The following is a 23,306-nucleotide window of genomic DNA, read 5'->3' on the forward strand; positions in this document are numbered from 1 at the left end:
AACCTGATAAACTTACTAAAGTTCAACCCACTCCCTTGGAAGAGAGATATTCATGAAAAAATTCAGGTTCATTTTGTTAGGGGTAGTTGTATTGTGTACGATGGTTTTGTCTGCTTGTGGTGGTGGGGAGAGTCAGGTGAATCCGGGCCCGGCTGTAGAGGAATCCACACCGGTAACCCCCACGGGGGTGGATAGCCCTGTAGTTCAGGTTTCGATCCCTGGCCCGGTTGCGGGGACAACCATGTTATGGGTGGATGGAAGTGTGATCGCATATGTTCCAGAAGGTGAATTCAACATGGGGGCGGATGGTGCTGATAACCCGATTCATACAGTCGGCTTGTCATCATTTTGGATACAACAAGGTGAAGTAACCAATCGTCAATACTCCCTTTGTGTTTCCAACGGACAATGCTCTGCTCCATTAGATGCCAAGCGCGCCCTTGCCCTTGAAGAACCTGCTTTGGCCGAGGTGCCAGTCAGTGGAATCAACTGGCAGCAAGCCGATGCTTATTGCACATGGATCCAGGGAAGTTTGCCAACTGAAGCCCAATGGGAAAAGACCGGACGCGGCCCTGAAAGCAGGCTCTTTCCCTGGGGTGATGCAAATCCATCATGTGACCTGCTCAATTTTGATAACTGTGTAGGGTTTCCAGCAGATAGCGGGCAATACCCGTCGGGGAATTCCTATTATGGTGTCTTTGACATGGCTGGTAACGTTTTTGAATGGGTGCATGATTGGTACGACCCTGCTTATTATCCGGTTTCGCCGGTTCAGGATCCTCAAGGGCCAGAGGCTGGAACTTTGCGTGGTTTACGCTCCAGCAGCTATTTCTCTTTTTCTTCGGATATAGCCCTTGCGCGCCGCTTGTATATGGAACCTGAGAAATTCCGAGAGGATGTGGGCTTCCGCTGTGTAGTTCAGGAACCTCAAATACAACTTCCGTTCTGCCAGGTCAGCGCGATTGGGGTTAAACAGTCCGCAGGCGGTTCAAGCTCCTTAAATTGCGAGCCGCCCAAGTATGAAGTTGGCGGATCATTCTGCGCGAATGATAATTCCTACGTTAATATTTTTGTTACTTCGGGTGAGTTGTCGTCTACGGATAAGAGTTCCCTTTGTCACTATGGGGGAGAGGTCAACGGAGAAAGCATATTTACTTGCGGCCCGGGCAAGGTAGACAAAGTAATGTCTATGTGTGGTGAGTGTACGAATCTCCCTGCCCCCAGCGAGTTGGAATGTCCCTTGGGATATACCCCGCTTGAAGGTTGGATATGTGCCTGGGATGGTGAAGGAATCTCTCTACCTGTTGGCGAAGCTCCCGGCTGCCCAGATGGGTGGACTTCAGGCAATCTGGATGGAAACCCCAACTACCCAGCCTGCGCTGATATGAGCCCGAAATCTGCACAAGGTGAATATTGTCCTGCGGGAACATATTGGGATGCTGCTGTTCCGGGTTGTGTGGGAACACCTGTGACCGGCGCAACGTGTATGGCTGGCTTTGTGTTTGATCCACAAGCCGGATGTTGTGCAGCTCCCAGCGCAGGGAATTACCCCGGTTGTGGGCCCGGTGATTATATGAATAAGCTTGGCTTTTGTTCTCCAATGCTTATTGAAACCGAATCCTGCACCGATGTTGTTGTCTCCTATATCGATTGCGAAGATTTTATAGTGACGCCTGTCCCCGGAGGTAATGATGGTGGTGATCCCGGAAGCGGCGGATGTAATTTAACCTGTACCAATGGTAATGTTCTAGACCCCGTAAGTTGCACTTGCCTCGGGAACAAGCCATAGGGCTAGATATTGCGTAGATAATTCAGAGCACCTGTTAGCAAAAGGGACTCAACGTTTGGTTGAGTCCCTTCTATATCTATAGCGTAGTTATTGTAAGTTTGTTAGAACAGCCCGACTACTCTGCCAGTCTTTAAATCGAGGTCAATATCATAAAAGACCGGGCGGGTGGGCAGACCGGGCATGGTTCTCATGTCACCGAGGATCGGGTATAGGAAACCTGCACCAACCGAAGCGCGGATCTCGCGTACTGTGATGCGGAAGCCGGTGGGTGCGCCTTTTTTGGATGCATCGGTGGTAAAGGAGAGGTGGGTCTTCGCCATGCAGATCGGCAATTTATCAAAGCCGAGGCGATTGTAGCGCGCGATCTGTTCTTCGGCTTCGGGGGAATAATCCACACCGTCGGCGCGATAGATCTCGCGTGCAATCGTTTCGATCTTTTCCTTGATGGAAATTTCCAGCGGATACAGGAACTTGAAATTGGTGGGCATCTCTGCGGCTTTTACCACAGCCTCAGCCAGTTTCTTCGCGCCTGCGCCGCCATCTGCCCAGTGTGTGGAGACGACTGCATCCATCGCGCCCATCTTCAGCGCGGCCTCGCGGATAAGTTCCACTTCGGCTTTGGTGTCGTAGGCAAATGAATTCACTGCGATGACCACGTTTACACCAAACTTGAGCGCGTTTTGTACGTGACGCTCGAGGTTGGTCAGCCCTGCGCGCAGAAGGTCGAGGTTCTCATCTGTATATTCGGGCGCAAGCGGTTTGCCAGCCACTACCTTCGGCCCGCCTCCGTGCATCTTAAGCGCGCGGACGGTTGCAACCATCACAACCACTTGCGGGATCAAGCCAGAGTAGCGGCATTTGATATCGAAGAATTTTTCCATGCCGATGTCTGCGCCGAAACCAGATTCGGTGACGACATAATCCGCAAGCTTGAGCGCAATCCTGTCAGCGATGATCGATGACTGCCCATGTGCGATGTTGGCAAACGGTCCCGCATGAACGAAGGCGGGAGTGCCCTCAAGAGTTTGCATCAAGTTCGGCTTGATGGCGTCCTTCATCAAAACAGTCACTGCGCCAGCGACGCCGAGGTCTTCAGCGGTAACAGCTTCGCCGCGTTTGTTCGTAGCTACAACCATTTTGCCAAAGCGTTCACGCATATCTTCAAGGTCTGTAGTGAGAGCCAGCACAGCCATGATCTCAGAAGCGACGGTAATGTCATAGCCAGAGCGATGCTCATGGCCTGCTTCATCCTTGCCTAGGCCAACTTGTATTTCGCGCAACATACGATCATTGATATCCACAACGCGGCGCCAGGTGATGGTGGACTCATCAATATCAAGACGAGCGAAACGGCTGCGTTCTTCGGGTGTCAGGTCATTGGGATTGGTTTTGTTGATGCCGAGTTTTTTTAATCGGCGCAGCATGGTGGGGGAGAACTTGCGATTGCCTTTCTTATCAACAGGACACAGCGCGTTGAACAACTTTTCATCATCCTGCGTTTTTTCGTGCATTACGCGCGCATCCAAAGCGGCTGCTGTCAAATTGTGCGCCGCGGTGATGGCATGAATGTCACCTGTCAGATGGAGGTTGAAATCTTCCATGGGGATCACTTGCGAATATCCGCCGCCTGCGGCGCCGCCCTTGATGCCGAATGTGGGGCCCTGACTGGGCTGGCGGATACACGTAAAGACCCGCTTGCCCAAATGAGCGCCCAATGCCTGGCTCAACCCTACCATCGTGGTGCTTTTCCCCTCACCAAGCGGAGTGGGAGTAATGGCGGTCACGTCAACGTATTTTCCGTTCGGCCGACTCTTGAGGCGTTCCAGAATCTCAAGTTTGACCTTGGCTTTGTACGGCCCGAATAATTCAAGTTCATTCTCGCGAATGCCAAGTTCTTCGGCGATCTGCATAATGGGTTTAAGTTTTGCAGCTTGTGCAATCTCAATATCTGATGGCACAGGGCGGACGAGTTTTAATTTCGTCGGCTTGAAAGTCACTTTTGCTTTGGCGGGAGTGGCTTTTCTAACGATGGCCTTTTTCACTGTCACCTTCTTTGAAACAACTTTCTTTCCCTTCGTGGAGGATGCCGGCCTGGCTTTTGCCCTCGCACTTTTCTTCGTGGACTTTGCATTGGTTGCCATAGAATCTCCTTGAAATTATATATAATTATTGCCTATCTATTATCTTAATAATCGATGAAAAAAGCAAGAGTTGTTCGTCATATTTTTGTCATATCAAATCGTTAAGAGGGTGCCAACATTTTCCCCACGTAATGCGCGCTCCAGAGATCCATTTTCTTCTGCTGAAAAAATTTGCACTGTCAACCCATTCGTTCGTTGGATTAATGCAAGCATTTCCTCCACTTTGGTTTTCATCCCGCCAGTGACATCGGTACTCGCCGAGCCGCCAATGCCTGCCCGCATCTTTTCATAATCCGACAGTTGAATCTGCTTCACCAGTTTTGTCCTGGCTGGGAAGTCTTCCCACACACCAGCTTCGATCCCAGCCAGTAATATGCGTGAGGGGGAGAATTGCTCAACCAGAAATGTAAAGACATCTTCTGTAGAAAGGATTGTGCCTCCGAGTTTCTCGTCAAATGCCACATCGCCGTAAACAACGGGTAGCAGGTGGACATCTAGTGCTTTGCGTATAGCCAATACATTATGATGAATGACTTTTCGATCATTTGAGACCATCGAAGAAGATGGCGGAAATGAAATGGCTGGCACACCAACATTGAAGAGAGACTCCATTACGTAGCGATTTAATTCCGCTGCCTGAAAACGAACTTCGGCAAAGCCTTTCCAATACCCCCTCTCCATCTCCCCCCATTTGCGAAGCAAATGGGGGGAGATGGAGAGGGGGGTAACTCCTTCGCGAGTGCCATACTTTTTCGCAGCAACATGTCCGAATGAGCCAGAACCATGCCCAAGGATCAGTAGCAGTTCCGGGCTTGAATCCAGAACCGTTTTTATTTCCTGTGCGAGTTCTTTTAATTTATCCAATCTTGGGGTGTAGGGAGTCTCTTTGTCTGTGATGAGTGATCCGCCCAGTTTGAGAAGCACGATTTCTTTTATCATGTTCAAGTTTTACCACTATTAACCAGACTTCGGAAGTCTTTTCAGTAATGTCCTCATCGCGTTCGCTAAAAAAGACTTCCGAAGTCTCGCCGGTATCCACATGCTATAATCGCTTTATGGATATTCGCGCAGGCGTGATCACTCTTGCCATATTAGCGGTTGTTGCTGCTTATTATTCGATACGTGCTGCGATCAAGACCATGCAGACCGCGCGAAAATTATCGTTCTATAGTTTGCGCAAGCGTTATAACGTGACGGCCTGGAGATTATTTTTCTTTGCAATAGCCCTGCTGGGATGCGCCTATTGGCTTCCATTTTATGGCGAGCCGCTGGTCTATCAATATTTCCCGCCATCTCCCACAGCCTCCCTGACCCCAACGATTACACTGACGCCAACCATCACGTTGACGCCGACGATCACCGTCCCGCCAACTCAAACCTTGACCCCATCTGTTTCTGATACGCCTACATTAACACTCACGCCCTTTTTGCCCGTTGCAATTGAAGCTTTGTTTGAAGGGCCGATCACACCGAATCCAGATGCGGTGTTTACAGCGATTCAATTTTCAACAGAGTTTGATGGGTTGAATCCGATCAACCCGAAGACTGTGTTTGAGCTTCCGATTCAATCAATGTATGGTGGCTTTGATTACAACAACACCATTCCCGGCGTGCAATGGACTGCGCTCTGGTATCGTAATGCTCAATTGGTTTGTTATGAAACCGAACCCTGGGATGGCGGCACAGGCGGCATTGGCGGTTATACAGAATGCTCATCCCCTGTTGGCGGTTGGCAGGCCGGTCAATATGAAGTGCAAATATTCATGGGCTACGACTGGAAAGTGGTGGGACGTTTTGTGGTCTTGGAAAACCTTAGAACCCCAACCGCGACAGGCACTCCGACTTTTACGCCCACTTCAACCCCATAATTCTTTCACCAGAGATGAACAACGATAAACAAAGATTGCGGATTCCATCCCTGTTTATCTCTGTTCATCAGGGTATAAATTTCTCTTTCAAAAGGCGAACAACATGATAGAAAAAGCATTTCAAGATTACTATCCCGATCACATGGCGCATTGTTATGGCTGTGGAAGCCTGAATGAGTTGGGGCATCAGATAAAAAGTCATTGGGAGGGCGAAGAATCAGTCGCGTATTTTCAGCCCAAACCATTTCACACTGCCATCCCCGGCTACGTTTATGGCGGCCTACTGGCATCATTGATAGATTGTCATGGCACAGGCACAGCCGCTGCGGCAGGCTACCGCGCCGAAAACCGCGCCATGGATACAGAGCCGCCTTTACGTTACCTCACCGCTTCATTGCATGTGGATTATCTCAAACCTACACCTCTTGGCCCCAGGCTGGAAGTACGTGGGAAGGTGAAGGAAGTGAAAGGGCGTAAAGTGGTGATCGATGAATGGATTGTGGTTAATGGAGTGATCACCGTGCGCGGAGAATTGGTCGCTGTGCAGGTGCCGGATGAATTGGTGAGGGAGTTGTTGAGGGATAGAGATTAGAGAATTAGAGATTAGTAAGTAGTGGCAGGGCAATAATGCTTTGAGTTTTCAATTTGGGCCTTCGGGGTGGGCGTGAGGTGCGAGGCACTCGCACCTTCCTTCTGGTTACTTTTTACTCCTCACTTTTTACTTCTCACCCAAAATATTCCTTCATTGGCTTAAAGTAAAAATCATCCCAGCCTTGTCTGTAACTTTCTTGTCCTTCGGGGATGTTCGTGTGGATAAGCGTCAGTTTTGTTTGGCCGTTCATCTCTTTCAATGAAATTTCAACGTGTGAGTCGTCGGCTTCTTCGGGGAATTCTGAGGTACGCCAGGTTTGGACGATCTTCTTATTCTCTTCTAAATTCAGAAATGTTCCCCAGATGTAGCCATCCCAGGCCGTGAAATCGCCGTTCACGCGGCCATCAACTTTGGCGGGGCTGCCCGTCATCGCAGTGTGGCCTTGTGTTGTGAGCCATGCTCTGTAGATTTTTTCTGTGCTTGTGTTGAACGTAACCGTAACGGTGAATTCGTTTTTCATATTGCTTCCTCTTCGTCATTGCGAGGAGGGCACTAGCCCGATGAAGCAATCTCATCATCGTGTTGGAGATTGCTTCGGGCGAAGAGCAAGAGCGCCCTCGCAATGACATGGCTAAATCACCCATTCTTTCTTTTTGATATTCACTTCTTTCGCAATTTCCGCGGCGAGCCTTGCATTGTTTAATAACAATGCGAGGTTTGCCTTGAGCGATTTTCCTTTCGTTAATTCACTAATGCGACCTAATAAAAACGGAGTTAGTTTCTGCCCGTGGATGCCCTGCTCTATGGCCTCAGTGGAGGCTTTGGCAATGATCGGTTCCATCTCGGACTTTGAAATTGATTCCGTTTCTGGAATTGGATTCGTCACGAGGACTCCGCTCTTCATACCCAAGTTCCAATGTGCTTTGGCAAATTCCGCGATCTCTTTGGGGGAGTCTAATCTGGCGCTTACACCAAGTCCGCTTTCGCGTGAGTAGAAAGCGGGGAATTCATCCGTTTTGTAGCCGATGACTGGAACTCCCACCGTTTCAAGATATTCAAGTGTAGCAGGCAGATCCAAAATCGCTTTCGCGCCTGCACATACAACGAGCATGGGAATCTCAGCCAGAGCATGTAAGTCTGTTGAAATATCGAAGGGTGATTCTTTGTGTACACCACCGATGCCACCTGTGACAAAGACTCTGATACCAACCATGTGCGCGGCAAACATTGTCCCTGCGACTGTGGTGCCGCCATCCGCTTTTTTGACGATGGCTGTAGCAAAGTCACGGTGACTCACTTTCAGAGGGGAATTAGAATCAGAAAGCCGAATCAATTCTGCGTCGGAGAGGCCGATGCGAATCTTTCCATCCAGTAAGGCAACGGTGGCAGGAGTCGCGCCGTGGTCGCGTACTTGTTTTTCCATATCCCGTGCAAGTTGCAGGTTTTGCGGGTGGGGAAGCCCGTGTGTGATGACGGTGGATTCGAGGGCAACAATGGGCGCGCCCAGGCTGAGAGCGCGAGAGATTTCGGGAGAGAGTTGAAGGTTGGGATGTTTCATTAATGTTCTTTATGTTATGTAATGAGATGTGTGATGCGATATATCCAGCAGGGCTTTTTCGATCATGGCAAGTTCAGCCTGCTTTTCAATGGATGATCTATTTTCTTTTTGGATCAATACTCTTGCGGCAAGCAGTTCCTTGCGGAAGGCTCTTAACATTTCCATTGCAAGGTTGTTCGTGTCTTTGATGGTAGTCGCCTGCTGTAGGAACTGGCGCGTAAAATTGGGGTTGTTGGCGAGTGCGGGGTTTGCCTTAACCAATTTATCGTATTCCTCAAGTTCTTTATCAGTGAACTTGCGGGTTGTCGTGGGTTTTTCGAAATTTGTGATGATGACACTGTTGATCATTTGAATCAGTTCATCCATCTCATGCTTTTTTCTCGATTGTTCAACTGAACTGCGTCTTTTTTCATTTTCACGCAAGAGGTTCCAGGCTTCCTTGTGTTTGTCAAGGATTAGGTTGGATGGCAATTGCCAGGTGCCGATGTCTATCCATTCAATAGTGATTCCCAATTTCGCGGCTTTTTCTTTGAACTCAGGCTTGAAGAATTGTGATGTGATCTTTGAGCGGGAGACAAAATTTGGTGCATGAGATTCCTGCTTCATGTTTGTCACTGTTTGCTGGCCTGTCATCTCAACCCGCATTTGTGCGATGGTCTCGTTGTTTTGAGAGACGATATCGATTTCCTTTTGACCAATGCTGGCAAGGATTTCACTGAGGGTACTTAAGGTGATCAATCTTTCCAATTCGGAGAGAACGAGCGGAATCGCGGTCGTATCCCAAGGGAAGGTAATACCGGACGGGCTGGATGGCTCCGGGGTGATAATCATTTGGTTATATACGAGTGCATGGACGGCGCGTTCGTCTAATAAATATGTATCTTCCAGGTCGTCATTTTCATCTTCTTTTTCGCGCTGCTTGCGCAGGATGCTGAAAATTATTTTGATGCCTTGCACTTCAATCGGGATGCCATCTTTCGTGCGTGACTTAACTGACAGCCCGCTGACAAACTGGTCGCGCAGATTGATGATGGCATACTCGCGTTTGCCTACTTCGTCATGTTTGCCGATCTCGCGAATACGCTCAAACCTACCGAGTTTCCAGGGTTCACTGCGCGGGGTGATAACCTCTGGTTCACCATCCACTCTTTCGAGCAAGGCCACACTATCCAAATTCACCTGAATCGTGCCCGGGCCGCCAATCAGGATGATGGGCGATGTTTCATCTCTTTCGGTAATCCTGCCTTCGTTGATCGTGATGTGTTCATGGCTGTAGCCGAAGGTAACTTCTTCAAGGAAGTCGGATGCGATGGTTTCATCAGGCAATTCAAATATATCAGCGAGGTAGTAAGTGGCCATGTTTTTGGAGAGGCTGTAAACAACGACCAAAAGAGGAATATATTTTACAAAGCTCAAGCCGATGACGATTGCAGCGTGTAATCTGTTTTCCACGGCAAAGATGTGGAGCAGCATGGTAAAACCGCTCAGTATAAACCAGACAGCCAGACTGGCAATACCTCGCCATCTGTTCCTGAACTGCACGCTTTTATCCGTAAGGCCAAAGAGCAGGGATGCGATCTCGTCGCGTTGCACAGGTCTTCTCATTGGTTTTTCCGATCCTGTCTTTCGATGCGGTCAACTTTGTTAACCAACAGCCATTTCCAGATTTCATCCAGTTTTCTTAATTCTGTTTCCATTTCATCGTTGGGGCGGCTCTCGTTAAGGATGGATTCCTTGAATGGCTCGATCAGGTTCATAAGAGTTGAGAATGCATCTTGCGGCGGTGCAATTGGGTTGTCGAATTTTTGCGATGCGATCTTCGCAAAGTTCTTACTGGCTTCTTCGCGCGCGGCGTTTTCGATCAACGCCTCCTTGTCGTGCAGATATTTTTCCTCCTCTTTAGCGATCTTCATCCACTCTGCGCTCCACTGCTGGATGAACTGTTCTTCCATAACCGGGTCAAACAGGATGTTATGGATGCGCACTTCCATGATCTCAAGTCCGCGCGCTTTGAGTTGCTTGTATTCCAGGCTCTCCAGCCACTCTCCTGTCGGTTCGCCGGTGTCGTTCATTGCCACCACATTTTCCTGCCTAACCCGTTTGTTGATCATATCTTCAATGGTTTGCAGGCCGCTGACACCCCCGGTTGCAAACAGCTCTTCAAGTTTGAATTTACGAATATATTCACGCCAGAGATTCACAACCAGGTGCGCAGGCAGTCTGTTCCAATCCATACGGGTCTGGCTGCTATCTGCGGTGCCAAGCCGAATCACTTCACGGGTGATCGCGTTGCGCACAGAGGTAGGATCAAATCCGTATTGTGAAGTCACGCCGCTTTCAGACGGCATTTTTTTGATGGGACGTTTAATGCTGAATTTGATGCTGATGGTCGGGGATACTTCAAAGCCATCGCGCGTTTGTCCGCTGGTTTGCTGGCGGCGGCTTTGCAAATCGTCATAACTTTTTTGGGATGATGTTTGCGTGGGCTTTAGGAAAGATTGCTCGCTCACAAGCGGACCGATGAACTGCCACTGTGCCCGAAGATCGACACTCCCTGCGATATATTCATTCTCCTTTGTGAATTTGATCCCAGGCCCAACTGTGCTGGTAATTTCGGTATCTGTTCGTAAAACAAGCGCGCTGGCAGTATCCAGCACGATCACACCGGGGCCGCGTTTCTCTGCTTCAGCCGCATGTTTGATCACACGTCCGTTTTTGATAAAAAGTGTTGGTCCGCGTTCACCTGATTCGAAGATCTTTACCCGTGAATAGATCTCCTGCCTGTCTTTTGGGTTTTGAATTGGCAGAACAAATTGGGAAAAGAAGTAGATCAACCGATCCAGCAGATAGAAGGCAAAGATTACGTCAAAGATAAGTATGGCGATGCTGACGTAATAACTAAAAGAAATTCCTAGTCCCCAAAGAACACCATGCCAGATGACCGTTGTAACCAGAATGACACCGACGGGCGTCTGTAATATCGAACCGAATCCACTAAAGAGTTTTCTCATCTTAAGCCGATTCTAAAGCAGAATCGGGCAAAGTGGCAATCGGAGTTATGGGGGATGGACTTGTTGATGCTAGGAAATATTTGGCAATAACCATGCAATTGCCTCTCCAAGATTTTGGCAAATAAAATCCGGTGAGGTGCTGTGATCGTCATCTAGAATCTTGCGAGCTTTTTTTCCGTGTCCACTCAGCAGGAGTATGGTTTTGCATCCGCTTGATTGCCCTGCTTCAATATCGGAAAGTTTATCCCCGATCATAAAAGATGAATTTAAGTCAATATTAAAGTCTTTTGCGGCTTTCAGGATCAATCCCGGCCTTGGTTTTCTACAAAGGCATTCTGGGGTTACCTCAGGGCTGTGAGGGCAATAGTAGAAGGCGTCATAATGTGCACCTGTGCCTGAGAGTTCATTCCATAATTTTTCATTTATCTTTTCAAGTTGATCCACTGTTAAAAGTTTTTTGTCGATAGCGGCTTGATTGCTTATCACAATGGTCAGTATATTCAGCTCATTAAGAATATGCATCGCCTCGCCTGCTGATGGATTGAGTTCAACGTCAGTTGGATCCAATAGATAGCCTCGTTCTACATTAATAGTTCCATCACGATCAAGAAAAATCGCCTTATTGACATATCTTTTTTGATTGAGCAATTCCAAATTTAAATCTTCACTGAATACATCATCAGGAATAAACCTGCTTTTGGGTCTTTGTATACGGGTATTTTTCATGTTAAAAGTTGTATAATACTTTTTGAGGGCAAAATGGACAAATTATTCAGTGCAGATGGAATACGAGGCAGAATTGACCATGGGATTTTATCATCGGAATCCTTGGAACGGTTGGGGATGGCGCTGGCGGTTTGGTGGAGGGAATTTTTCCCCAGCCCGGAGATTTTAATCGGGCGGGATACGCGCGAATCAGGAGAACGGATCAAGCAACATCTGGTCGTGGGGTTGACGCGGGGAGGAGTGCGAGTGGTCGACGCTGGAATCATCACCACACCCGCCATATCTTTCTTAATCATTCATACGGGGGTTTTTTGCGGGGGCATTTCAATATCTGGTTCGCACCTGCCCGTCGTTGAAAACGGGATCAAGATCTTTAACGAACATGGCAGGAAAGTAGATGATGAAGGTGAACGCTTGTTACAGGAATTGTTTTTCGGTCAACTACCCGAACGAATTGGTCGTTTACCAGCGCCAGTTGTTAAAAGTGAGAAACTTATAGATATTTATATTCATGAATTGATTGCGGAATATCCTTCTTTCAAACTGGATAAGAAAATCGCGATTGACTATGCCAATGGCGCCGCGTCGATTGTGGGAGAAAAAATACTTTCGAAATTGAGTATGAAACCACTCTCTGTAAATGTTTCGCCTAACGGAACCAACATAAATAGGCGGGCCGGCTCAGAGCACGCGAGACATGCTCCCAGGGATTTTGCTGGCTTTTTCAAGCGACATGGTTGCGATTTTGGCATTGCGTTGGACGGAGATGGGGATCGTGTGGCATTCATTGATAGAGATGGTAAGTTCTTTGACGGCGATATGATCCTTGCCATGTTGGCACTTGACTTGAAACAATCAGGCAGATTGAAGAGTGACAAGGTCGTCATTACCCAGATGAGCAATAGCGGCCTTGAGAAGCACTTGAAGCGGCACAATATTGAAACAGTAGCTGTAAGGAACGGGGACAGACACATCACGGACGCGTTGCTGAACGGAGGTTTAACCTTAGGGGGAGAGCAAGTGGGTCATATCATTATCCGCACGGATAAGAAGAGAATCACGGGAGATGGGCTGAGAACTGCCTTATGGATTCTGAACGAATTGGCGACCACGCCCAAAGGGGAAATCGGCGATTTAATGGGTGGGCTTCGAAAATGGCCACAAGTGAATACCTCCATATCCCTGCACAAACGTACATTGTTGGATGCGGAACAAATACCGGGATTGAATGACCTTCTAGAAATGATTCGGCAACAGGTTCCGGATTTATCCCGTCTCGAGTGTCGGCCAGCCAGTACGGAGCCTTCCTACCGAGTCATGATCGAGGCGTTAGAGACTCCCATTCATGTTCTCGCGGAGTTGACGCGGCAGGTAGCTCGTCATGTTCAAAAAGAGTTGAATTCCATAAACCAGCCAATCGAAATTCTCGACTGTGTGGATGGCGGGCATATTCACTTGCCAGGATAAACTCCCAGCATGATGAAAACCTGGTTGAACAGGGGTTTGGCCCATTCCGGTGGGATGCGATATTTTTCGATAAGATTGTCCACGTGCTTAGACAATTGTTTTACTATGCTCCTGTCACATTGACTGAAGCGTTTGTAAATGCGTTCTGTCGTTTTTGTGTAGGTGTTGGAGGATACAGAGGAATAGCGATAGTAATACGCAACAGAGAGCAGATAGTGTTCCAGCGCCTCTAGGGAAGTATGTAAATTGATCTTTGATTTCAGTTGCCGATCAAAGACAATGGCACCGATCAATGATTCAACCTGCCCCATCAATTTGAAATATGCATCTGTGACTTCCTCGTCTGGAATTAGTTTCGGCCTGGCGTTTGGAACCAGTTTATACTCCTTCGGTATTTCAGTAATGATTTCGTTCAGTTCCAATAAGGCTTTCTCGTGCTCTAGAGCGCGGAAATACAGCACTGCCAGATCTTGCTTGCTGTCTAACCTTTCGATGAAGTAATCGAGTTTTTCCGCGATCTTGACTGATTCGTTGAAGTAATAAGCGCTCTCCCTTAGAGTGACCTGTCTGGTCCTTCTGGGAAAGTTGCCCTGCGTTTGAAGTAGGTAGAGACAGCGAAAGCATGCCCCCATTTCGTTTAAAGCATAAACATAGCGGATTGTTTCCTGGACCGAGACCCTGAAAATTCGCAGCGCATTGTTCAGGTCAGAAATGGCGGCATGGGTGATTTCGATTGATTTTTCGAGACTAAGTCCATGTTGTGGCCCGGCTTCGGCCATACTGCGCTGGATCATTGCCCGCGTAAGAAAAGCCAGTCCTTTACCGCGCTCGACAGACATGCTCATGAATGTTTCATAGGCGGCGTTTACATTGTCCAGAGCCTCGTGGGAATTTCCGAACCTGTGCAGGATGCTGGCTAGCGATATCTGGCTGAGGGCGACACGGTACCTGGACTTATCTGCTTTGCGTTTTTTCAATCCCTCCTCAATATGAAGTTCAGCAGGGGGTTGGTGCCATAATGCGGAATGGATGCGTCCCATATTGTCGAGCGTGGTGGCTTCCTCATCCGTCAGCTTCGCAAATTCAAAATAGTTCAGCGCCTCTGAAAGTTCCAAGAGGGCGGCTTTGTTTTTTCCTAGATACATCCAATAAGTGTAGCCGAGGTTATTGTGCGTTCGTCCTTTAACAAAGCAAATACGCTTTAATTCATAATCTCCAAGATTCTTCTTAATTTCATTCAGCTTTTTTAGGTCAAAATGTTCAAGGATATCCAGGTTTTCCTTGTAGACCTCGATGGCTTTCTTGATCTTTCCCAGATACATCAGGGATTGCGCCTTCCAAATTCCCAATTCAGCATACGAGGAATAATACAGGTCCTTGTGTTTTCTGTAATTCTCTTTGGCCCAGACAGCCTTTTCGGCTACCTGGATTGCATCCTGGTGACGGCCGCGGAAGGATAAGCGGCGAACCCACATCATGGCGCTATCAATCTGGAATTGTTGCCATAGATCTGGCATGAGAATTTTGATATTTTCGCGATCAATCTCACTGCTGGCAGAATCCTCCTTTGCTTTCGGGTTGGCGTTGACCGCGAATTGAGCCATAGCATCCCGCAGTCGCATTTCAAAGCCGGTCCTGACCATTCGAAAAGCGGAATCTGCCTGTTCGAGATACCATAAATAACCGCTTTTCGGGTTGACCCTCAACCGATAAAACAGCGACTCAACCATCAGATCCGATAATGGGTCGTCTTTTCTTTCCGTACTTTCGGTGCTTTCTGCTCTGGCTTCCGCTGTCGGTGTACTTTTTATTTCTTTGTCATACCATGCAACGATTTTTTTGGAATCTTCCCTCGCCTGAACTGGTTTCAGCAACCCCATGTCACAAATTGCATACATGGCATCATGAAGGAAGTAGGTAATATGCAGGGTTGGCTTTTTTGACAGAGAGAGTTTTGTGAACAATCGCCTTGTTTTCACAAAAGGCAGTTTGGAGAACTCCTTCAATTCCTCTTCGAGGTTTTTGAAATTCGTAGGTTCCAGCGCCGCGAGCAACTCGGGAGAGAGACCATTTCTAGCAAGTGCAAGATGGCTCAGGATGGTTCTTCTCGTAGAGGCACTGTGATCCATGTAGATCTTCAAAAGCATTTTCCCGGCTTCTTTCGCGTCTCCTTTACTTTCGATCTTTTGACGGATTTCATCGAACTTGCCGGTTGCGAGAATGGCTTGCAAGGCAATATCCAGCAATAGGGGATTGTATTTCGTTCGCTCCAGCAGAACGGTCTTCATTTCATCAGTTAGAATTTTTTTCAAGTTGGGATAATCTTGTTCTCGGAACGCGAAGAAACCTTCAGCCTCTTCCTTCGAAAGAACTGATAGATCCTTCGATACGAAATTGATTCTTCCTGAGGCCCTGTCTCTGTTAAAATTCGCCTCATCAATGGCGGTTCTTAAGCGGGCCTCAAAGCGATCCGCAGGTCTTCCAAAAAGAAGGATGGTGGTATTAGTGAGGCGCGTAATCTGATCCAATAGCCAGCCGGTAACCGATGAGGTGTCTTCAATGTTCCCCATTTCCCCCAGTTCCGCTTCAGTTGGGTCGAGCGCGCTTTGCAGCCTTTCGATCGTGTCGAATGCCCATACGAGATGATTTTCCTCAGCGAGTTTTCGGATATCAGATGAAAATGTTCTTTCCACGATCCGACGCTGGTCCTCAAGAGGCGGCCCTCCTGTACCTCCTGTTGACAGTTTGACATAGATTCTTCTTTCATCCAGATAATTCTTAAAATCATCCGCATGTTGGGAAAAGGCGCGGATCAACAACCGCTCGATGCTTCGGTTATTGTTTGTGTCTGGATCATAGAGGTCCAATATGCCGGACCATAAAACCCCATCCTTGCCACTCGGTTCGTAACCATCTATGCTTCCCAACCGCGTTCCAATATCCCTTGCTAGAAAGGTTTTTCCTGCTCCTGCCGATGCCTTAATAAGATAAATCGTCACTCCTTTATTTCCATCGTGCCTTTTGGACAGAATATCATTGTAAATTTCTTTCGCCGAACCTCGGCTGACCCACGGAAAATGTTGTTTCATGATTACGCCTCCATTTCCTTTTTATATGTGGAGAACATTTCGGAGATTTTCTTATGATACTTATCACCAATTAGGGATAAAATCTCGAGTTTTAGTTCAGGATCTCCATCGCCGTTTTCCCACCGGTCAATCACCTGTCTCCAGCTTGCGCCGTTCCAGTAATCCCGCATGGATTGAACCCATTTGGTGCAGTAAGCACCGCGTTTGTTTGGGCTTTGCGCCCGGCTGGCCTGGGCCTGATGATAAATTGCACTGACAATCAGTTGAGGCAGAAAAGAAGCGCTTTTAGCTTCTTCCTGAAAATATATTGCTGCGACATCTTGTATGTCGTTAAATTGTTTAGGATGGCTCAAAGAAAAATTTAATGCAAGGAGGCGCCGGATGGCGTTGTCGGTGAAACGGTATGCGCCACTTTCTGTATCAAAATGAACGATCCAGCGGCGCGTCAATTCATTAATCTGATTATTGTAGTGATCCAACAGGCCGTCATCTTCCGTATTTGCATCTCCCTGAACTTTCCGCAAGATGTATACATTGAAGGCTGGAAACAAACTGATCATTTGGGCGATTTCCCTGGTTTCGTTTGGAAATTCCTCCAGAAAGTAATTGTATGCGAAGCGCGCAGTTTCCCTTTCGGTCCATTTTGGATGCTCCTGAACCTTCTCCAGTAATTTCGGGTGGCCAAATGTAAGTTTGTAAACAGTTTCAGCATCGAATTTCCTTCCCTCGACCATTTCTCTGATTTCATCGGGACTCAAAGGTCCAATCTGGTGATTCTCCTCACGAAGGCGCACATCATATTCCTGCCATTGGCTTAACTCAACTTGGCTTCCGGTTAGAATGAGCGTATCGCCCCTTTCGATAAGCGGCAGAATGGTATTACTTTCGAAGTCGAAAAAGTCTCTGGCTGATGGATCCTTAAGCAGAATGTCCAGATTGTCGAGGAATACCGCCTTGTATTTCGATTTCCTGTTTCCAACAGCCTTGAGAATGGCCTTGGACAAATCCCGAGATTTTGGGTTGGCCACATCCCAATGTCCAGCGATCCCCAAGTCGGCCTCTGTGGACAATCTTCGTTCCGCTTCTTTCAAAAATGTGGATTTACCGCTCCCGCGGCTTCCCCAAAAAATCAGCAAGAGCGGACTGGACTGATCACCCATCCTTCCGAGCGCAGTTTGAATTTTTCCGATCAGATTCAAGCGGGATGCCATCAGCGAATTGGCGCGTGGAGACTTTGACATCTATGTATCCTCCTTGTTAGCGCGTTTTCCCACGCGCAAGTTAACCTTGTTGTGATCCCCAGTAATGATTACCGAATTGGTCGCGTTACCCCCAATTCCGATGTTCCCTTGCGGATCCAACAATTGATAGCCTTGGCCGTGTATCGTCTTGATCCAGCCTGGATCAAGACCGTTTTTCTCTTCCATTTCGATTTTCAATCGCCGAATCGCCTCGCGTACTGCCGCTTCCGTGACCCCATCGCTGTTAGCTTCGGGCCAGGCGGAATGGATTAATTCATCTTTGGAGCATATCTCTCCCTCCGCCTCCACCAACGGTTTAAGTAGGAGTTTGGAGCGTTTGGATAATTTTAGTGGTTGATCCGAATTTTTGAAATACACTTCTGTTCCGCTAGCGAGGAAGGTTTCTGTGTTACCAGACGGGCCGATTATCAGATTCCTGCCCATTCGAAGCCATTCTAGGTGAACCTTTTCCCAACTCTGTAATTCAATCATTGTTGGTATGGGCACATTTTGGCAATGTACTAAGAACAACTCATTCGCCAGCCAGATGATTGCTCGCGGGATACCCTCTGAAAGTTGAATAACTTCTTCATCTATAGATTTCATTTTGCTTTTGGGCTCACATAAACGAGCCAGAACTTGGTTGGGGTTGACTTTATTAGGAGAATAAAAGGTCAGCCTTTGTTTAATTAACTCTTGGAGATCTTTGTCATTCCACTTTATTTCCCGTAGCTCGCATTTTCCAAAATACCTTTCCTGCATAAGGAATCTGTTTCGCAGGTTTTTGGGTAAGAAAAGGCGGAAGCCAATCTTGTCTGCTTGGAGAAGAACTAAGCCTGTCAGCATTTCAATTAATTTGGGCAACGGCACGTTGTCTTCAGGCGTGATGTCTAACAGGCATAACACCTGTTCATATTCTGATAGCTCTTTTCCCAAGATTTGAAAAATCCGTGTGGGGTTCTTTAGATTACCAATTTCCGAACCGTCAAAATCGTTGGCATGTTGCTTGAATCTTCCCGATCTTGCAAGTGCCGACATAAATATTTTTCTGGAAACACCCAAAAGTAATTCCTCGGGGTTGGTTGTTTGCGTAATTAGATCCAGGAAATCTTTGATCTCATATGAAATTGCCAGTGTCTTTGATAACAGACGTTCGGGTGCACAATTCGATGAAATGAATTTTCTTAATGCTGTTTTACCGCTTCCCTCTGCTCCGAAGAATAACCAGTTTTTCCTGCTTTTTGTGATTTCGCTGGATAATAACGACAGCCCTGTGGAAGGCACATAATACTTAGTCGAATCATTTTCTTCTTCGGCCATATTATATTTGAACGGATTTTCTGCTAAATTATTCTTGTTAAGCCATTCGGTTAATAAGGTAGTATCGTTTCCTGTTCCAACATCAATCTCTCTAGGCCTCCCGAGTACCGATATGATATCCGTGCCCTCTAGTTTTTCCTGCTCTACGACTAAATCGTTGACGGTTTCAATTAAATGTTTGCGAAATGTCTCCTCAAATTCGCTCGACCTAAAAGAATGTATTAGTGCCGGATGTTTGCCGCGGGGTTTACATTCTTCAAAAAACTTTAAGACTTTGTTGAATTGCGCCAAATCCTTTGAGTCTAAACCTGTGATTGAAAAGTCATCAGCCTTCTTGTAAACCATAATAACGGGTCGCCGAGATTTGCTCTGTAAAAATGTTTCGTAGGCCCTTTCAAATTCCTCTTGCGTGCCAGAACTATATTGTGTTCCATTTTTTCTTCGCGTACCAGGAGGTGTCCCAAGCCGCTTCCATAGAATAAAAACGAAAATATCGCTTCGTTCGGGTGGAAAGTGTTCCAGAATAATTTCGTTTGCAATGCCTGCATTGGGCGGAACATCCTCCCAACCGGCGGCTCGAAGCGAGGGAAGTGTGGGAAATCCCTCCTTCGATCTTTGGAATGCTTGAAGTATCTCATTTGTATATGATATGACCTTGAACGCGTTACTTCTTTCTTGGGGCACATCTCTTGGAGAACCTATGAAAATCCGAATGTATTGCTTCTCATCTGGCATCGGTTTTTTTCCTCCCGACAGTGACATATTGGGTTGCCCTCAAGCCATCAGGCGCATAAAAGCGCTTCCATCCTCGTAATGATGAGACTCTTTCTTGATTTCAGATGGAAAAGGGCTTTGCTCTGACCGTTCATTGTTTCCAAAAATCTTGTTTCTTAATTCAAACAAATCTGAAATTCGCGGAATCAGCGATTTCGTCTGAACATCTTTATTGAGGGGTGTGATGCGTTCAATCAAGTAGGCGTCCATTCCAAGTTCTATGGCGGCCTTGACGAATGACCAACGATCATCAACGAAAATACTTTTATTGATCTCGACGTCTAATTTCTCCACCGCGAGCCGATAAATTTCGGGTTCGGGTTTTATATACTCGAATTCATAGGACAGCAATATAAAATCAAAATACTGCCCTAGCCCAAGCCGGTTAATGATTTTGTTTGCGGACGGGAATGCATTCGAAATAACTCCTAATTTCAGACCTGCAGCTTTAAATTCAGCCAAGACTTCGTGCACATCCTCAAAACAATCAAAAGATCGAGCGTCCGAGTAAATTTTTGCCAGAATTTTTGCTGATCTTTCTTTGTCTGAAGTGATTTCAAGAATGGTCAGCAAAGAGGTAAAGAAATCATTCCAATATCTAATCTCGTCATTCGGCTTGACTATCCTTTTAATATTGTCCTTGTCTGAAGGTTTCTGGCGTCGGTTCCATTCAGCCCGAAATGCCTCTAAGTATTCAACTATTCCGAGCGGTTTCTGCCTTATCTGGCCTAGTGTCAGGCATATTTTGTTCACAATTTCTAACTTAATACGTACAACTGTATCACCCAGGTCAAAAAAAACAGCTTGAGGTAATGACATTTTGGTTTTCTCCCGACGACAGAATTAACTATTTTTACCATCGGTCGGGAATTTAATATCACACACTTTTTCCACAAAATTTAGCCGAGTCAAGCACATACTTGTGGCAAATCTATCATGTTCAGATTCTTTCATAACCTTTTTTATTCGCCTTGATTCCCTGGCTGTCCTTCAAATTTTGCGACCGCAATTACTATGCCGACAATATTAACATTTCTGTTGATTGGTAGCGGTCCGTACAAACCGGGCGGTTCGGTTTCTGAAATTAACAAATGATCGGATTTTGAGTAGCGCTTCACAATAAATTGATAACCTGAGCCGGAATTGTCCGGGCAATTAGCGACGACAATAGCGCCATGGCTGGCGTCGTTGCTTTCGTAGTACAAGACAAAATCATTCTCTATGATCGCTACAGGTTTTGAGGCGTTCATACTGTGGCCTGAAACTTTTGCCCAGCCATATTTCTTTCCCTCTATCAGGGTAATCAAATGATCACCTTGCTTTAGCGAATAAATATGATGAGGTTTATCGTCCATGATGATTTCGTCTATAAAAACGCCATCTTCTTTCAGGAAAGATTCGCTCCAGGTTGGACCTTTTGGATTGGCGTATACCCCGCTGTATTTTGGCATCCAAGGCATGGTAAGACGCGTGTTGTTTTTGACAGATTTGGGAGGCTGTGCTTTTTTCTTTTGTTTAGAACAACCTTCCAATTGGTCATGTAATAAGTTTTTGAGAATTAAAGCTTTTTCTATATATTCCGTTGGATGAAGCCGTATATAGTCTTTTGTAAGCGTCTCCAGGGCTTTTTCGTATTCGCGGAGGGCGAGATGATCTTTTCCGCCCTCTTCATAGGTGCTGCCAAGCATGGCCCGCCCAATGATGTCGTTCCAGGTTTCGCCCTGGCTGCGAAAATGCTGGCTTGCGGCTTCGAGTTCCATGATCGCGGTTTCGTTTTCCCCCAACTTAAAATGTAAAACACCATTTAGAAACAAACAAATTCCCTCCTTGTTGCATGAGTAACAATGGGTCTGCTCGCGGTTTTCGCATTGCCGTAACATTATGAGGCTCATATTTTCCGTATTGTCAAAAGACTTTAATATTGAAATCCTTATTTTTTCCATAATTGGATCTTCGATTTCAAGCAAGCCGGTTAATATTTTGGGAATAGGTGTCATAATTGCCCTTATATTTGAGGTTTTTCAAGCAGGTCTTGCAGTTTCTCAAGTGTTTCAAGAGTTTCTCTTGCTGTGTAACTTCGCATATACGGGTCGCTTAGGCCATGGTCTAAAATTTCTGAAAGAGATAACAGCAATGCCTCCGTAAGCCGCCCGCTGTTGTTCTTTCTCAAGCCGTCTGCAATCGCCAAAATGAGGTCGTGCTGGGCGTCGGCCCTGACTTTCTCATGGGCGCGGATGCCAAACGCTTTTGCCTTGCCATCCATGATCGTGGTCAGGCTTTGTTTTTCCGCTTCCCAATATTTAACATAATAATCTCCCACTTCCTGGGGGATTTTTATGGAGAGTATTTGAAAATCTGTGACATACACGCCAAAAGCGTTTGCCGCATTGTTGAGCGCGTTGAATATTTCGTTAGTGGCATCTGGCGATAAAATTTGCCCGCTATTACGATCGGCAACGAGGAGGTCGTCCAGGAACCTGCTGCCAATGTAACCGGGAACAACGCCGGAAATCTGCCCCCAGATGGCATCCTCCCAAGTGAACTCACTAGGTTCTTCTGTTGGAACTGACCAGCGTACCGCGTACCGCTCGATGGCTTTTTTAACCGCTTCGGGATCATAGGGATAAATCAATTGGGGCTTGGTGCTTATTTTTTGTGGATCTCCGACACGGTATTCTATGCAAATTGTAAGGCCAACAATAATCCCATCTTTTGTCCATACGGAAATATCCCCTGTTTTGGACTTTGTGCGTAAATCCACAGCATATTTAATCGTCTCGTACCGTTCTAGGAAAGAAACACCAGGTCCGACAACGCGCGAAAAACGATTTCCGCGCTCGATGTAAAGGGCGGAGCCGTCGAATACGATTAAGAGGATAGGTCCGCCAATATTACGTGCCAGCCATGCGGGCCAGTCGTCTTTTTTGAGGAATTCGCCATTTTGAACCAGGATGTACCTAAACTGGGAAATGGAAGGAAACCACTCACTAAAAGGCATTGGGAGCTTGATCCGGCTGCTGACACGGTAATCAATGACGTCGGCGGGGATAACACTCGCTGGAGGAATATAAAATTCCCAAAAGAATTCCTTTGCGTGGCGAAACGCAATTTTCTTAACCCGTTTGACTGCCACATATACCAGTACGGCTGTGATTACCATTACTCCAAAAGCAATGGGCCAATCCTGCTTTGCGTATACCTTCAACGTTTGCCGTTCATACCGGATGAGATATTGCTTATTTGCATCCCGAATCACCCATTTACTGCCGGCCTGTTCTACTATAATGGTGGCGTCGGCGGTCAGTAGCTTGCTTTTGATTTGGAATGCTTCACGAATTGGAACGGACACCTGACTTACATTCAGCATCTCAGCAAACACGGGGTCAAGGCTGAACAGATACTGCTTAATATAGAGTTTGCTTAACAAGAACATGACCCCATTTTGCCTTTCATACACATTCAGCGTTTCTCGCTTCTTTCGGATAATGTATTGCATATTTTCATCCTGAATCGTCCACTCGCTGCCAGCTTGTTGCGTTGTTATTGCCGCCTTCTCGGTCAGAATCCAACCCTGGCCTTGAAACGCTTCATGAAGGGTTTCGGTTACCTTCCCCGCATCCAGTGCCTTGGTAAATCCAGGGTCAAGATTAAACAAGTGCTGGTTTAAAGGAAGTATCGCGAACAAGAAAATGATGCTGTATAACAGAGCTATGATCAATGATGTCGTGCC

The 23,306-nt window shown here is 46.8% G+C and carries 17 protein-coding genes; 4 read left to right on the forward strand and 13 right to left on the reverse strand.

Annotated elements, in window-relative coordinates; all coding sequences use genetic code 11:
- Positions 1-52: 52 nt before the first annotated feature.
- On the forward strand, positions 53-1,789 hold the full coding sequence (locus tag AC14M5_RS15310; RefSeq protein ID WP_484030555.1) for a formylglycine-generating enzyme family protein: 1,737 nt from the start codon (positions 53-55) through the stop codon (positions 1,787-1,789).
- A 101-nt stretch (positions 1,790-1,890) separates the two neighbouring features.
- Here AC14M5_RS15310 and AC14M5_RS15315 read toward each other — a convergent pair whose 3' ends face one another.
- Positions 1,891-3,930, reverse strand: a complete 2,040-nt coding sequence (locus tag AC14M5_RS15315) for a formate--tetrahydrofolate ligase (RefSeq protein ID WP_484030556.1) — start codon at positions 3,928-3,930, stop codon at positions 1,891-1,893.
- Between the two features lie 93 nt (positions 3,931-4,023).
- Positions 4,024-4,869 carry an isopentenyl phosphate kinase gene (locus AC14M5_RS15320; RefSeq protein WP_484030557.1) on the reverse strand — a complete coding sequence of 282 codons (846 nt, stop codon included), beginning with the start codon at positions 4,867-4,869 and terminating at the stop codon, positions 4,024-4,026.
- Between the two features lie 47 nt (positions 4,870-4,916).
- Here AC14M5_RS15320 and AC14M5_RS15325 point away from each other — a divergent pair, with 47 nt between their 5' ends.
- Together AC14M5_RS15325 and AC14M5_RS15330 are read left to right on the forward strand one after the other, a co-directional pair.
- Positions 4,917-5,798, forward strand: a complete 882-nt coding sequence (locus AC14M5_RS15325) for a hypothetical protein (RefSeq protein ID WP_484030558.1) — start codon at positions 4,917-4,919, stop codon at positions 5,796-5,798.
- 103 nt (positions 5,799-5,901) lie between these two features.
- The gene (locus AC14M5_RS15330; RefSeq protein WP_484030559.1) at positions 5,902-6,390 is read left to right on the forward strand and encodes a PaaI family thioesterase; all 489 of its coding nucleotides are present in this window, start codon (positions 5,902-5,904) and stop codon (positions 6,388-6,390) included.
- A 133-nt stretch (positions 6,391-6,523) separates the two neighbouring features.
- Here the strand turns inward: AC14M5_RS15330 and AC14M5_RS15335 are convergent, their stop codons facing one another.
- The 5 genes from AC14M5_RS15335 to AC14M5_RS15355 form a co-directional block, all read right to left on the reverse strand.
- The gene (locus AC14M5_RS15335) at positions 6,524-6,910 is read right to left on the reverse strand and encodes an SRPBCC domain-containing protein (RefSeq protein WP_484030560.1); all 387 of its coding nucleotides are present in this window, start codon (positions 6,908-6,910) and stop codon (positions 6,524-6,526) included.
- A gap of 111 nt (positions 6,911-7,021) precedes the next feature.
- Positions 7,022-7,948 carry a pseudouridine-5'-phosphate glycosidase gene (locus AC14M5_RS15340; protein ID WP_484030561.1) on the reverse strand — a complete coding sequence of 309 codons (927 nt, stop codon included), beginning with the start codon at positions 7,946-7,948 and terminating at the stop codon, positions 7,022-7,024.
- A gap of 9 nt (positions 7,949-7,957) precedes the next feature.
- Positions 7,958-9,553: a hypothetical protein gene (locus AC14M5_RS15345; RefSeq protein WP_484030562.1), complete on the reverse strand. Its 1,596-nt coding sequence runs from the start codon at positions 9,551-9,553 to the stop codon at positions 7,958-7,960.
- On the reverse strand, positions 9,550-10,959 hold the full coding sequence (locus AC14M5_RS15350) for a hypothetical protein (RefSeq protein WP_484030563.1): 1,410 nt from the start codon (positions 10,957-10,959) through the stop codon (positions 9,550-9,552). Before AC14M5_RS15350 ends, AC14M5_RS15345 begins: the two co-directional genes overlap by 4 nt.
- Before the next feature lie 69 nt (positions 10,960-11,028).
- Positions 11,029-11,685, reverse strand: coding sequence for a D-glycero-alpha-D-manno-heptose-1,7-bisphosphate 7-phosphatase (locus AC14M5_RS15355; protein ID WP_484030564.1), 657 nt, complete (start codon positions 11,683-11,685; stop codon positions 11,029-11,031).
- A gap of 33 nt (positions 11,686-11,718) precedes the next feature.
- On the opposite strand from AC14M5_RS15355, the gene AC14M5_RS15360 reads away from it, so the two are divergent.
- Entirely contained in the window at positions 11,719-13,152 is a 1,434-nt protein-coding gene (locus AC14M5_RS15360) for a phosphohexomutase domain-containing protein (protein WP_484030565.1), read from the forward strand.
- On the opposite strand, the gene AC14M5_RS15365 is transcribed toward AC14M5_RS15360, so the two are convergent.
- From AC14M5_RS15365 to AC14M5_RS15390, 6 genes are all read right to left on the reverse strand, one after another.
- A complete protein-coding gene (locus AC14M5_RS15365) occupies positions 13,137-16,241 on the reverse strand; it encodes a hypothetical protein (RefSeq protein ID WP_484030566.1) in 3,105 nt (1,034 codons plus the stop codon). The two genes, AC14M5_RS15360 and AC14M5_RS15365, sit on opposite strands and share 16 nt — an antisense overlap.
- Positions 16,242-16,243: 2 nt before the next feature.
- The gene (locus AC14M5_RS15370; protein WP_484030567.1) at positions 16,244-17,332 is read right to left on the reverse strand and encodes a hypothetical protein; all 1,089 of its coding nucleotides are present in this window, start codon (positions 17,330-17,332) and stop codon (positions 16,244-16,246) included.
- A gap of 150 nt (positions 17,333-17,482) precedes the next feature.
- On the reverse strand, positions 17,483-19,537 hold the full coding sequence (locus AC14M5_RS15375; RefSeq protein WP_484030568.1) for a winged helix-turn-helix domain-containing protein: 2,055 nt from the start codon (positions 19,535-19,537) through the stop codon (positions 17,483-17,485).
- Between the two features lie 39 nt (positions 19,538-19,576).
- On the reverse strand, positions 19,577-20,395 hold the full coding sequence (locus tag AC14M5_RS15380) for an HAD family hydrolase (RefSeq protein WP_484030569.1): 819 nt from the start codon (positions 20,393-20,395) through the stop codon (positions 19,577-19,579).
- A gap of 143 nt (positions 20,396-20,538) precedes the next feature.
- On the reverse strand, positions 20,539-21,573 hold the full coding sequence (locus tag AC14M5_RS15385) for a S24 family peptidase (RefSeq protein WP_484030570.1): 1,035 nt from the start codon (positions 21,571-21,573) through the stop codon (positions 20,539-20,541).
- Positions 21,574-21,581: 8 nt separating this feature from the next.
- Positions 21,582-23,261: an SPFH domain-containing protein gene (locus tag AC14M5_RS15390; RefSeq protein ID WP_484030571.1), complete on the reverse strand. Its 1,680-nt coding sequence runs from the start codon at positions 23,259-23,261 to the stop codon at positions 21,582-21,584.
- Positions 23,262-23,306: the final 45 nt, after the last annotated feature.

Source organism: Candidatus Villigracilis sp. (genome assembly GCF_057083605.1).

Coding starts and splice junctions, on each gene's coding strand:
- AC14M5_RS15365 (WP_484030566.1), bottom strand. CDS start 16,241: ATGAAACAACATTTTCCGTGGGTCAGCCGAGGTTCGGCGAAAGAAATT.
- AC14M5_RS15360 (WP_484030565.1), top strand. CDS start 11,719: ATGGACAAATTATTCAGTGCAGATGGAATACGAGGCAGAATTGACCAT.
- AC14M5_RS15340 (WP_484030561.1), bottom strand. CDS start 7,948: ATGAAACATCCCAACCTTCAACTCTCTCCCGAAATCTCTCGCGCTCTC.
- AC14M5_RS15310 (WP_484030555.1), top strand. CDS start 53: ATGAAAAAATTCAGGTTCATTTTGTTAGGGGTAGTTGTATTGTGTACG.
- AC14M5_RS15375 (WP_484030568.1), bottom strand. CDS start 19,537: ATGCCAGATGAGAAGCAATACATTCGGATTTTCATAGGTTCTCCAAGA.
- AC14M5_RS15355 (WP_484030564.1), bottom strand. CDS start 11,685: ATGAAAAATACCCGTATACAAAGACCCAAAAGCAGGTTTATTCCTGAT.
- AC14M5_RS15330 (WP_484030559.1), top strand. CDS start 5,902: ATGATAGAAAAAGCATTTCAAGATTACTATCCCGATCACATGGCGCAT.
- AC14M5_RS15315 (WP_484030556.1), bottom strand. CDS start 3,930: ATGGCAACCAATGCAAAGTCCACGAAGAAAAGTGCGAGGGCAAAAGCC.
- AC14M5_RS15345 (WP_484030562.1), bottom strand. CDS start 9,553: ATGAGAAGACCTGTGCAACGCGACGAGATCGCATCCCTGCTCTTTGGC.
- AC14M5_RS15325 (WP_484030558.1), top strand. CDS start 4,917: ATGTCCTCATCGCGTTCGCTAAAAAAGACTTCCGAAGTCTCGCCGGTA.
- AC14M5_RS15350 (WP_484030563.1), bottom strand. CDS start 10,959: ATGAGAAAACTCTTTAGTGGATTCGGTTCGATATTACAGACGCCCGTC.
- AC14M5_RS15385 (WP_484030570.1), bottom strand. CDS start 21,573: ATGACACCTATTCCCAAAATATTAACCGGCTTGCTTGAAATCGAAGAT.
- AC14M5_RS15380 (WP_484030569.1), bottom strand. CDS start 20,395: ATGTCATTACCTCAAGCTGTTTTTTTTGACCTGGGTGATACAGTTGTA.
- AC14M5_RS15320 (WP_484030557.1), bottom strand. CDS start 4,869: ATGATAAAAGAAATCGTGCTTCTCAAACTGGGCGGATCACTCATCACA.
- AC14M5_RS15335 (WP_484030560.1), bottom strand. CDS start 6,910: ATGAAAAACGAATTCACCGTTACGGTTACGTTCAACACAAGCACAGAA.